Raw genomic sequence first — 12,424 nt, forward strand, 5'->3', positions numbered from 1 at the left:
TACTGAAGGTCAATCGCAGTGCCAATACTTACTCTTGATCAACTACCGTTTGGTCAGCCGGCAGTTATAACCCGACTGTTGCCCGAATCTCTGCCTTTTCGCCGGCGTCTGTTAGCCATGGGCATTACCCCCGGCAGCCACGTTACCGTAATCCGTACAGCACCATTAGGCGATCCACTGGAAATCAAAACCCGCGGATTTTACCTATGCCTGCGGCGCAGTGAAGCACAAGCCATCGGCGTAGTTGAGGCAACACAATGAAAATAGCATTAATCGGCAATCCCAATAGCGGCAAAAGTACGCTTTTCAATGCACTTACCGGTTCACGCCAGCAGGTAGGAAACTGGCCCGGGGTAACTGTAGAACGCAAAACCGGTAGTATCCAGATAAACCAGCAACAGGTAGAAATCATCGACCTGCCCGGTACCTATGCCATAGAAAACCTCGACATAGCTGCTTCTCAAGATGAAATGATTGCGCGTGAGTTTGTTCTCAATGAACCAGACAGCCTGATAATCAACATTATCGACGCCACTAATCTGCAACGCAGTCTGTACCTGACTTTTCAGTTGCTCGATCTCAAACGGCCAATGCTGGTGGTTCTCAACATGATCGATGCCCTGCATAACATAGGGGAAAATATCAGCATCAGCACACTGAGCAAACAGCTTGGCTGTCCGGTTATCGCCATTTCCGCTGCACGAAAAACCGGAATACCGCAACTTAAACAGGCAATTGCACAGGCCATCATCAATCCCGTAGCTGCCCATCCCGAGCTGGATACTCTTGGTAGCAAACAAAGCACCATTATCCACAGCTATCTGGCTCAGCTTCCGGCCGATAGTGCCATACACCAACTCGACCAGTGGGCACTGATCGAATTATTACTTAAACAGAACCCTGTTTTTCTTACTGAAACCGAAAAACATATCCTGCAACAATGCCGTGATGCCCTGTCTGACTGGTGTAACCATGAAATCGACGTTGCCCTTGCCAGCGCCCGTTATGATGCCATCGATAAGCTAAGCCGCTCTGTAATTGAAAAGCCGCGTGAAGCAAATCTGTCCTTATCCGATAAAATTGACCGTATTACTCTGGGCCGCTATACCGGCATACCGTTTTTTCTGTTGGTCATGTACCTGATGTTTATGGTAGCGGTTAAATTCGGCTCTGTATTTATCGATTTCTTCGATATTCTCTTTGGTACCATATTTGTCGATGGCTTCTCCGCCCTGCTAACCAGACTTGGCTCTCCCGAGTGGCTGATTGCTATTCTGGCCAACGGAATCGGCAGTGGTGTTCAAACAGTGGCCACATTCATTCCGGTTATTGCAGCCATGTTTCTGTGCCTGTCATTTCTCGAAGATTCCGGCTATCTGGCGCGTGCCGCAATGGTAGTCGACCGCGGCATGCGTGCTATTGGTCTGCCGGGCAAAGCCTTTGTTCCTATGCTGGTCGGTTTCGGCTGTGGTGTACCCGCCATTATGGGTACCCGCACACTGGACTGCGCCCGTGACCGTCTCATGTCTATCAGCATGATACCTTTTATGTCCTGTGGTGCCAGACTGCCGGTTTACACCCTGTTTGCTGTTTTGTTTTTTCCTGAAAATGCCTCAACCGTGGTTTTTATCCTTTATCTGCTCGGTATCGGTGTTGCCATTCTTACCGGTATTATTCTCAAGCACACCCTGCTGCCCGGTGACATTACCCCTTTTATTATGGAAATGCCCGCTTATCGTTTGCCCACATTGCGCGGCATGCTTTACCTGACATGGTCACGTCTGAAAGGATTTATTTTCCGTGCCGGACAGGCCATCGTACTTATGGTAACCATTCTCAGCCTGCTTAACTCACTGGGTAGCGACGGCTCATTCGGTCACAATGACAGCAGCCAGTCTGTACTGTCGGTTGCCAGTCAGAAAGTTACCCCGGTATTCACGCCTATGGGTATCAATGAACAAAACTGGCCGGCTACGGTAGGTATATTTACCGGTATCTTTGCCAAAGAAGCCGTCATTGCCACCCTCAACTCCCTGTACTCCATGAAAGCGGAAGAGGATGGCGGAGAAGAAACCTTTAATTTTCAGTCCGGTGTCATCAAAGCCCTGAACACCATACCAGCCAACTTAAACGAGCTGGCCGGTTCCTTTCTCGATCCTCTGGGCTTTAGTGCGCTGAATCAGAGTGCTGACAGCGTACAGCAGGATATGGACATGACCGGACGCACAGTAACCAAACTGGAAACCTCTTTCGGCAGTAGTGCTGCTGCAATGGCCTATCTCATATTCATCCTGCTATATACACCGTGTGCGGCTGCGCTAGGCACCATTTACCGTGAAGCCGGCGGACGCTGGATGCTGTTTGTAGCCGGCTGGACATTCTTTACCGGCTGGAGCTGTGCCACCATTTACTACCAGTACCACCAGCTTAGTCACAATACCAGCGCCGCATACTGGATTGGCGGAGTAGCCTGCCTGTTTATTCTTGTTGTTTGCAGTATGAAATTTATCGGCAGCCGGCGTCAGACTTGCCAGATAACCATGAAAAACTGCCCGCACAGCAAGAGTAGCTGCTGTCACTGAGCAATCAGGCATTTTTACTAATTACCAAAACTTATTTACCTGAACAGATAGTGATATTTGCAAAATCATCACTATCTGTTTGCATTCAGTTATCCAGACAGCAGGAACAAACCATCAGCCAACCCAGATAAAGGAACTACCGGATATGCTTATCACTGCCATTCGTGACTACCTTATCACTATCGGACAAGCCAGCCTGCAGGATTTGTCCCGCCATTTTCAGGTGCAGGAAAGTGCCATGGAGCAAATGCTTAATTTTTGGCTCAGAAAAGGGATCATCCGCCAGATAGGTCCTTACCAGCCTTCCTGTCAGCAAAGTAAATGCAGCGACTGCTTTATTTGTCCTGAAGGTGCCAGAAAAATTTATCAGGCCGTCACCGGCACGGACAGAACCTTTCCGATTACCCGCTTAGCCTGAACCGGCAAAAATTTTAAATCTGACTTACCTGGATGCAGAACTGTCTTTTCAGGTGAAAACACACTAACAATTTGCCGGCATAAATCAATACCACTAACATATCCCTAAACCAGATACTTAATGATACTCACAGAACAAATGAATAAAATATCTGATATATAAAGATAATTTATCTACCCAACATCATCCTGAAAACCATTAGCATAAACATATCTGTCTGTTTGTACAGCAGGCTGTAAACAAAGTTTACTGTACAAATCCGCCGTTTCCATTACAATCTTCATTTCAAATAAAACTGAAACAGCATCATCAGGCAGACGATACACAAAAACTGGAATCAACACGGCATAACCCGCAAACCGCAATAGCCGCATTCCAGCCAGGTAAAAAAACCGTAATTGCATTGCAACCATGCCTGTTGAAAAAGGATAAACCATGTGTGGCATAGTTGGCGCCATTCGCGCACAGAATAACGTAGTAGAATTTCTTACCAGCGGTCTGGAACGGCTGGAATACCGCGGATATGACTCTTCCGGCATTGCCGTATGGACACCGGACGGTATTGAGCGCGTACGCCGTGTCGGCCGCGTTAAATTTATGGAAGAAGCCGCTCAGGCTGCCGGACTCCAAGGCAGACTGGGTATTGGTCACACCCGCTGGGCAACACACGGTGGTGTTACCGAACCCAACGCTCATCCGCATATTTCTAACGACATGATTGCCATTGTTCATAATGGCATTATCGAAAACTTTGAAAGTGAGCGCAGCCGGCTGCAGGCACTGGGTTACGAATTCACATCCCAAACTGATACCGAAGTCATCGCTCACAGCATCCATTACGAATACACCCACACCAGCACCGGCAACCTGTTTCAGGCGGTACAAACTGCCTGCAAACGTTTTCAGGGTGCCTATGCCATCGGCGTTATTGCCAGAGACAATCCCGATAAACTTGTGGCTGCGCGTATGGGCTGTCCGCTGTTAGTAGCACTGGGTGAAAATGAAAGCTTTATCGCTTCCGATGTTTCCGCCGTTATTGCCTATACCCGTCGTGTTGTCTTTCTCGAAGATGGCGACCTTGTTCAGCTATCCACCCAAGGCATTGATATTCTGCTCGACAAACACGATCAGCCGGCAGAACGTGAAATCAAAATGTCTGAACTGTCCTTAGCTTCGCTCGAACTGGGGTTGTACAGCCATTTCATGCAAAAAGAAATTCACGAACAGCCCAAAGCCATCACCGACACCGCCGAAGTATTTCTGGTAGGCGGCTTTGAGCCGGAAAACTTTGGCGCCAGTGCTGCCGGCATCTTTGAGCGAATCCGTAACATTAAAATTCTTGCCTGCGGTACCTCCTACTACTCCGCACTCACTGCCCGTTACTGGCTGGAAGCCATTGCGCAAATACCGACAGACGTCGAAATTGCCAGTGAATACCGCTACCGCAAAGTTATTGCCGATCCGGAACAGCTGGTCATCACGATTTCTCAGTCCGGCGAAACACTTGATACCATGGAAGCGCTTAAATATGCCCAGTCACTGGGCATGCAGCACAGCCTTTCTATTTGCAATGTAATGGAATCGGCTCTGCCGCGCGAAAGTGAACTGGTACTGTATACCCGCGCCGGTGCCGAAATCGGTGTTGCCTCTACCAAAGCCTTTACGACTCAGCTGGTGGCATTGTTCGGACTGGCGGTAACACTGGGCAAAATGCGCGGACTGGTTACCCCTGAAGAAGAAGAGCAATATACCAATGAGCTGCGCCTGCTTCCTGGCAGCGTGCAACATGTACTTAATCTCGAACCGCAAATTGCCGGCTGGGCAAATCAGTTTGCCGCTAAAAATAACGCACTGTTTCTAGGCCGCGGCATTCATTACCCCATCGCCCTTGAAGGTGCTCTGAAACTTAAAGAGATTACCTATATTCATGCCGAAGCTTATCCGGCCGGTGAGCTTAAGCACGGCCCTCTGGCACTGGTAGACCAGAATATGCCTGTAGTGGTGATTGCACCTAATGACAGCCTGCTCGAGAAAGTCAAAGCCAATATGCAGGAAGTAGCCGCACGCGGCGGCGAGCTCTTTGTATTCACCGATCTGGACAGCGAATTCAGTGCCGATGAAGGCGTACACGTTATCCGTACCCCGCGCCATATGGGCGTACTTTCTCCGATTGTACACACCATACCGGTACAACTACTGGCCTACCACACCGCACTGGCCCGCGGCACTGATGTAGATAAACCCCGAAACCTGGCAAAATCGGTGACCGTAGAATAAATAGCCTGTGAACGCTTTTTAATTCTTAAACGCCCTGTTGAATAACAACAGGGCGTTTAATTTTCCTTAAATTAAAATATATTAAAATAAAACCTGAGCCACTTAATATCCTAATTAATCTGCATTTTCATTGAATAATCAGCGTTTTTATTACATATAATTATTTAAAAACTAATACCAGCATTATTTATTATATTTTTAGCATAAAACCTCAAATCAACTTTATATTTTGTTTTTTACTTTAAAAATAGTTTTATTAGCTTCAATCTTCTTATATAGAGTAACTGATTAAATCAAATTGAATTATAATTTCTCCATATAAAAGAAAGCTTCGGTTTATTCAAGATTCTATGTCAGCGACAAATATTCCGGAGAAATATAGATTATTAAACAACAAGCTTTACTTTAATAAGGGTGACATTGAATGCAATTTTTGCAGCCAGACCAGAATAATAAACACCAGATTGCCGTATTTTCTTTTCTGTCCGCATTAATCATCTATATTTTTGTTTTCGGCTTTGAGCTTACTCATTTTTCTTTGTCTATAGATGAAGAATTCAATAACAACATTTTGCATACTGTCGCAATTGGCAGATGGGGACATGCCTTATTGAAAGCCAGTATTTATCCGGAACCTTTTATCCCCTTTTTCACTGAAATTCTGACGTTTATTTTATTGGCCGCTTCGTGCACGGTAATTGTAAAAATATTTTGTTTAAATCTGAATCAATCGCTTTTCTTTACTGTTTTATATGCCTCATCTGTACAGTTTGCCTATCAGTTACAGTTTCTGAACCAGTGTGACACACTGGCCACAGCAATATTACTGTCATCTGTTGCCGTATACTTGATTGTCAGAAAAAATTCCTTTCTGCATACCGTAATTTTTCCGGCCTTTCTGATCTGTTATTCAATAGCTATTTATCAATCATTAATCTTTCTCCCTTACTCATTGCTGATTGCATATTTATTAATCGATGAGGTCAGAGGTACAGAAAATACCCGGCATTTAAAACTGATAGCTGCATTATGTATTTCCTCAGTTATCGGATTAATATTGTATTTTGTACTGGGAAAATTAATTCTGATTTATTATCATCTGCAGACTGAATCTTATTTAAGCGATATTGTTACCTGGTTTAATCACTCCCCCGTACAAAGCTTAAAAAAGATCAGACGTTCTATAGAGCACTATTTCACTCTAAAAGCACCCTACGGATTAAATACCTTTTTAATTGCGTTTGTATTTTTAATTTTGCCACTCCTGTATCCGTTAAAAAGAAAAGCAAGATATGGGTTTTATGTACTTTTAAGCATTCTGACTTTGTTCTGTATGAATATTGTTGTCGGCAAAGGCTTGCCAGCCAGAACAATGACCAGTTTTGCCGTATTCTTTGCCTCTGCAGGATTGATTGGTTTTATTATTATCCGAAAAAATAAACATTTATGGGCAGTGGCCGCTTTTTCATTTTTATATGGTATGGCCTGTTCCAGTAACCTATTTTATACAGACTATATTGCCTACAATAAAGATTATCGGCTGGCTTCATTTATTGCCAGTGATATCGCCAAAGAAATAAAAATATCTCCGGATGCCCCTGTCAAAGTATATTTCTTTGGTGCGATGGATATTAAACGCGTAAACAGACCAAATAATTCAGATATGTTTGGTGCTTCATTTCTTAACTGGGATAGCGGTAATTCCGTAAGAATATCTGCATTTATGAATAAAGCCGAAATTGCCACTATCATTCCCGCATCCTATGATGATATTAAATCTGATTTAAATACCGTTTATGCCGCACCTGTGTGGCCGCAGAAAGGCAGTATTTTCCAGATAAAGGATGTGGTAGTAGTAAAACTCGGACAAAGCGTAGGTTTTTGCCCGAACGGCGTTAAGGAAAATACGATACCGAAACAGTGTTTATAAAATCATCGGCCTGTTTTTATCTGTTTAATGGTTCAGCAATAAAGTATTTATTGCCTAATACGGCGGTAACAGCCGTCTGAAACCATGCAGCATGATTATGCAGAAAAAAAGTATATTTCTGCATAATAAGAAAACATATGGTGGCTGTTTCAGACTGATAATCTGTTTCGGATGATGTTTTCTGTCAGCCAGTGCCACCGAGAGTTTGCGCAGATAATCCATACTCATCGGCCATTCTTTCACACCTTGCAGCCATTGTTCCGGAATACCTGTTTCGCCCACATAAATACCGGCAAGAGCGCCGGCAATGGCTGCCGTGGTATCAGTATCCCCGCCTGCTTGTATTAATGCACTGACGGTTTGTTCGTAATTACCATAATAGCGCAACCATGCATAGATAACAGCAGGCACGGTATTGTTGATATAGCCAGTAATTCCTTTTTTTTCCAGTTTCAGCGCCAGCAGATATTCATGCAATTGAGCCTGCTGCTTAAGTTTCTGCTGAGCCAGCTGCAAGTGACTGATAAGCTGCTCTCCGCTTAGCGCAGGCATAATCTCAGCAAAGAAACTGTCAGCAGACACCTCAGACTGTTGCCGGCTGGCATAGCCGGCAGCCATGGCAATCACCCATGCGCCTTCTTCTGCACGCGGATCAGTATGAGTTATGATGGTAGCTGCATGAATGCATTCACGCATGATGTCCGGATTACCGGCAAAAAACCAGCCTATCACCGGTGCACGCATAGCCGCTCCGTTACCGGCAGAATTATTACCGCTTTTAGCCGGATTGATACCCAGACACAGTTTCAGGCAGGCTTTTAAAGTAGCCATACCCAAACCGGCCGGCATGGTCAGAAACCATCGCCTCATGCCTCTGCCCAGCCGGCTACTAAAATCCTTCGGATTCAGCTTACAGCTTAGCAGACATTGTGCCACCATCGCTGCATGCTCAGTATCATCACTGCATAACCCTATTCTTCCCCATGGAGTAACAATCAGGTTGTGCTGAATTTTATCGCCAAACATACGTCTGGCCCGCTTAGGAGCAATACCCTCACGGGCCAGCCCTATTGCATCACCAACTGCGGTACCAATAAGCAATCCGGTAATCTGCCGGACAGACTGGGTTTGTTGCATAATTTATTTCCGGTGGATGAATAATAAATTTACAAATGTTAACTATACAGTATTTTCTTTATTAATTCCTGTTTTAACTGTTGAGATTATCAAATTTTTATTTATTTTCAGAATATTCAATAATAATGCTTAGCCATAAAGATAACCTGCTGCCAATTAAATATATAGTCAGAATACAGAGTTTATATAATTACCATTTAATAAATACAATTAATTCAAAAATCAGAACTTTAATCAATATTGATTTTTATAAATTCAGTTTTAAGCTTATCAAGCTTTAATTCAGAAAGATAAATTTATTCACACTACCATCTAATTCAGCCGCATTCTTTTTACCCATAGATAACCGTTTGATGATAATAAATAATTTTTAGCAACAACTAAATTAAGGTTTGCAAGAGAAACATTTATTTTAAATATTTCTCTTGCCGTTTAAGATTAATTTTATTAATCAGAAATACAAGCATCAATAGCAGAACAGTGAAGCCATTTTTTAATTATCTTATTTTTTTTTGTTGTATATTCGATCTCATAAAAGTTATTTTTATAATTTAATAATTCGATTTTATCCTCCCTAATTAAATATATTTTTGTTTTATTTTTTAAATTTGGAGAATCATATAGATAACTCTTATCCACTGTAAGCTTAAATCCATATTCTTCGGGCTGATATTGAGTTAAAAGGAAACGATTCATACAATCATTAATATCTGTTGAAGTATAAAATGTGTTGCAAAATTTTGAAGCATATTTCTCTGTTAATAGATTGAAATAAATATTATATTGTTTTTGCTCTGGAATTTCAGTGATGTATTTTTGTAATTTAATATTTACTGGTATCTTATTATGATATATCAATAAAATTAATTCATTAATAAAAGAATTTTGTTCGCTAATTAAACAGTCTGGATAACTGAATTTATCCTCCTGACCAAAGCGGTAAACATCAATATTATCACTTACCCAGTTACATTTTTTATACAACTCACTTTCCCATTCCTCCTGAAAAATATCAATATTTTTTTTTAAAAGAATTTTAGATAATTTATCTATTATAGTTGAATTATGTTTTATAGTATTATCCATATCAATGAACATCCTCTCTATTGGACTAATAGAACTAAAAACATTGTTACTCATAAATATTAATATAATTAGTAGAATTTTCTTCATTACTATAATCCTTTTTCGAAAAATTTAGCTTCATCTTCTCTTCTTTTAACTAATCCATCTAATTTTTACCTTTAATCATTGATAGATGAATTCCAGCACGCATAAAATAGTTTTTGCACAATTATTCTACAGAATAAACATTTCTATTGGCATATTCAAGTCTGTTGATATGTATCAATAAACAGGATATTGTTAAGTATACATGGTCATAAAACCATTGCCATATGATAATAATTATTATTTAATTCTTGCAGCTTTCAATTTATGTCTGTGTTATGAAATCATTGGATTTAAGCCGTTATTATGCTGCATGTTCTGGTTTACCGTTTCAGGATCGCCGGGCTGTGATGCCATTACGCGCAAGTATGCCACTGGCTGCGGAAGATATCGAAAAGCAATGGCAACAATTACAGCAAACCAAACTTACCGGCAATAAAAGGCTGATTTATATTCATATCCCCTTTTGTGATACTCACTGCCAGTTTTGTGGTTTTTACCAGAATCTGCTGCGCAAATTTGATACTGAAGCATATATTGATGCCTTACTAACCGAAATCACTCTGGAAATCAACAATCCGGCATTACAGTCTGCACCCATTCATGCGGTTTATTTCGGAGGTGGTACACCATCCGCTCTGCCCGCCGGTCAGCTAGCCCGGGTAATCAGTTTACTGAAACAGTCATTACCTCTTGCACCTGATTGTGAAATTACTATTGAAGGACGAATTTCTGATTTCGATGAGGCACGTACAGATAGTTATATAGAGGCAGGTGCAAACCGGTTTTCAATCGGTATTCAGACTTTCGATACCAATATTCGTCAGAAGCTCGGACGCTTATCCAAACGTGAACAGATTATAGAAACATTTGAACGAATTGCCGCTAAAGACAGTGTAGCACTGGTGTGCGATCTGATGTTTGGATTACCCGGGCAGACGCCTCAGAGCTGGCAGACAGATTTAGAACTTGCTGCCGGCCTGCCGCTGGATGGTGTGGATTTGTATGCTCTAAATCTGCTCTCTTCCACACCGCTGGCTAAGCGGGTGGAAAACGGCCAACTTGAATTACCTTCAGTAGCGGATAAATGTCATTTTTATTTACAGGGTGAAGCTTTTTTACGCCGGCAGGGCTGGATGCAGCTAAGTAACAGCCATTGGGCTAAAACCACACGTGAACGAAATTTATATAATCTGCTAATTAAGCAGGGTGCTGATTTCTTTGCATTTGGCTCCGGTGCCGGTGGCCGGCTGGGCGGTCAGTCATTTATGCTGCAACGCGATCTGGCTGAGTACTACACACAGCTGAAACAAGGCAAAAAACCATTGATGATGCTTACCGGCCAATCTTTACCAGGGGAATGGTTATATCAGCTTCAGGCCGGTATAGAACAGGGCCGGGTTGATTTAGCTGCACTGACAACACAGGCTCACTTGTTGGATCCATTACTGGAACAATGGCAGCAGGCGGGTTTACTCGTCAATGATGCACGCTGTCTGTTGCTAACACCATCAGGCCGTTTCTGGTCGAGCAATCTGTTACAGGCTTTGCAGCAATTACTATTGTCTTTGAATAATCCGGAACATCTTGAGCGGCAGGAAAAAATGATGCAGATGCGCCAAAGCGGAAAACCCGCGCCAGGGCATACCGCTGCTCCGTAATATCTCAGCGTCAAAACAGTTTTAATTTAAGGAAATAAAAATGACTGAACAGTCTGCAAGTAATAATCTTAAACTTTTCATGCAAAGTAACCCGGAAGGTACGCTGGAACAGATTGCCCGGCAATATCAGACTAGTTTAACCGCAGTAATTGAAGCCATGCCTGATGCAGTGATGACAGACGGAAGTCAATTTGATACTGTGTGGCAGGAAGTACTTACATGGGGTGAAATTACTTTTCTGGTTCACACTCCGGATATTATTGCTGAATTTTCCGGTGAACTGCCAGCTGGAAAATATGGTGCCGGTTATTTCAATTTGCAGCATAAGCAAGCATTCGGCGGGCATATCCGGGCAGAAAACTGTGCACATATCGCTTTTGTTGAGCGCAGTTTTATGCATATGGCTACCGCGGGAATAATTTTTCTGAACCGTCAGGGTGAAGCTATGTTTAAAATTTTTGTCGGACGTGATGAACAAAGACAATTAAAAGCACAGCAATTAGATAAATTCAGAATTCTGGCTCAACGTTTCCGTCCGGACTAAGGAAAAACTGATGAAAACGCTATTATTGTTCGGGGTGAGCCCTAAAAAAGGCACCGGCTATCAGGTATTACAGCTGGCATTACAGCAATCATCTGAATGGTGCTGCGCGGCACTGGTACGCGATGCCGCTTTTGCCGCTGAATTAAACCGGCAGGGTATGCAGACTGTGGTTGGTGATGCTACCGATGAATCCAGTGTCAAAGAAATATGCCGGCTTGCCGGTACCAATACCATAATTGTTTCTACTCTGGGTGGATCAGCTGGCGCACATTATCTGGCACAGCGCCTGATTATTGATACAGCTGAACAAGCTGGTATCTCCCGGATGCTGCTGGTTACCTCTCTGGGCTGCGGCGACTCATGGCATACTATGTCTGAACGCGCAAAAACTGCTTTCGGGCATGCTGTACGGGAAAAATCTCTGGCAGAAGTATGGCTGCAAACCAGTAAGCTGAATTATGAAATTCTGCGTCCGGGCGGTTTATCTAATGGTGACGTTACTGGCACAGGTAAATGTTTTTATCAGCAGGAGGTACATGGTTTTATTCATCGTACTGAACTGGCTAATATCATTATGCAAAGAATCAGTGCCAGTGTTCTGGACAACCGCATTTATGCAGTCGTTGATCCGAGGTTAACTTCTGACAATAATTAGAGCATATTTGCGCCTGTATGTGGATAACTTAGTTATCCACAGATCAAAAC

General features: G+C 42.9%; 11 protein-coding genes. 8 read left to right on the plus strand and 3 right to left on the minus strand.

The genetic code is table 11. The features are described from left to right. Nucleotides 1-18 precede the first annotated feature (18 nt). The 3 genes from SALWKB2_RS09905 to SALWKB2_RS09915 all read left to right on the plus strand — a co-directional run bounded on the left by SALWKB2_RS09905 (nt 19) and on the right by SALWKB2_RS09915 (nt 3,000). Entirely contained in the window at nt 19-261 is a 243-nt protein-coding gene (locus SALWKB2_RS09905) for a FeoA family protein (protein WP_051506485.1), read from the plus strand. Beyond that, a complete protein-coding gene (feoB, locus tag SALWKB2_RS09910) occupies nt 258-2,582 on the plus strand; it encodes a Fe(2+) transporter permease subunit FeoB (protein ID WP_025331521.1) in 2,325 nt (774 codons plus the stop codon). Before SALWKB2_RS09905 ends, feoB begins: the two co-directional genes overlap by 4 nt. Before the next feature lie 145 nt (nt 2,583-2,727). Next, nucleotides 2,728-3,000 (plus strand): FeoC-like transcriptional regulator, encoded by a 273-nt coding sequence (locus SALWKB2_RS09915; protein ID WP_025331522.1) that lies wholly within the window; start codon nt 2,728-2,730, stop codon nt 2,998-3,000. Between the two features lie 173 nt (nt 3,001-3,173). On the opposite strand, the gene SALWKB2_RS09920 is transcribed toward SALWKB2_RS09915, so the two are convergent. Then, entirely contained in the window at nt 3,174-3,446 is a 273-nt protein-coding gene (locus SALWKB2_RS09920) for a hypothetical protein (RefSeq protein ID WP_025331523.1), read from the minus strand. On the opposite strand from SALWKB2_RS09920, the gene glmS reads away from it, so the two are divergent. Beyond that, the gene (gene glmS / locus SALWKB2_RS09925; RefSeq protein ID WP_025331524.1) at nt 3,436-5,277 is read left to right on the plus strand and encodes a glutamine--fructose-6-phosphate transaminase (isomerizing); all 1,842 of its coding nucleotides are present in this window, start codon (nt 3,436-3,438) and stop codon (nt 5,275-5,277) included. The two genes, SALWKB2_RS09920 and glmS, sit on opposite strands and share 11 nt — an antisense overlap. Before the next feature lie 424 nt (nt 5,278-5,701). Then, entirely contained in the window at nt 5,702-7,207 is a 1,506-nt protein-coding gene (locus tag SALWKB2_RS09930) for a glucosyltransferase domain-containing protein (RefSeq protein WP_025331525.1), read from the plus strand. 54 nt (nt 7,208-7,261) lie between these two features. Here SALWKB2_RS09930 and SALWKB2_RS09935 read toward each other — a convergent pair whose 3' ends face one another. After that, nucleotides 7,262-8,344, minus strand: coding sequence for an ADP-ribosylglycohydrolase family protein (locus SALWKB2_RS09935; RefSeq protein WP_025331526.1), 1,083 nt, complete (start codon nt 8,342-8,344; stop codon nt 7,262-7,264). Between the two features lie 447 nt (nt 8,345-8,791). After that, nucleotides 8,792-9,430, minus strand: coding sequence for a hypothetical protein (locus tag SALWKB2_RS09940; protein WP_144353297.1), 639 nt, complete (start codon nt 9,428-9,430; stop codon nt 8,792-8,794). A gap of 362 nt (nt 9,431-9,792) precedes the next feature. Here SALWKB2_RS09940 and hutW point away from each other — a divergent pair, with 362 nt between their 5' ends. Genes hutW through SALWKB2_RS09955 form a run of 3 tightly spaced genes read left to right on the plus strand, consistent with a single transcriptional unit; the run spans nt 9,793 to nt 12,374 of the window. Then, nucleotides 9,793-11,175, plus strand: a complete 1,383-nt coding sequence (gene hutW / locus SALWKB2_RS09945; RefSeq protein WP_051506487.1) for a heme anaerobic degradation radical SAM methyltransferase ChuW/HutW — start codon at nt 9,793-9,795, stop codon at nt 11,173-11,175. Nucleotides 11,176-11,215: 40 nt separating this feature from the next. Then, complete coding sequence (gene hutX / locus SALWKB2_RS09950; protein WP_025331529.1) at nt 11,216-11,719, plus strand: heme utilization cystosolic carrier protein HutX; 504 nt, start codon at nt 11,216-11,218, stop codon at nt 11,717-11,719. A gap of 10 nt (nt 11,720-11,729) precedes the next feature. Then, the gene (locus tag SALWKB2_RS09955; protein ID WP_025331530.1) at nt 11,730-12,374 is read left to right on the plus strand and encodes an NAD(P)H-binding protein; all 645 of its coding nucleotides are present in this window, start codon (nt 11,730-11,732) and stop codon (nt 12,372-12,374) included. Nucleotides 12,375-12,424: the final 50 nt, after the last annotated feature.

The sequence above is a fragment of the Snodgrassella alvi wkB2 genome (assembly GCF_000600005.1).
Lineage (GTDB): Bacteria > Pseudomonadota > Gammaproteobacteria > Burkholderiales > Neisseriaceae > Snodgrassella > Snodgrassella alvi.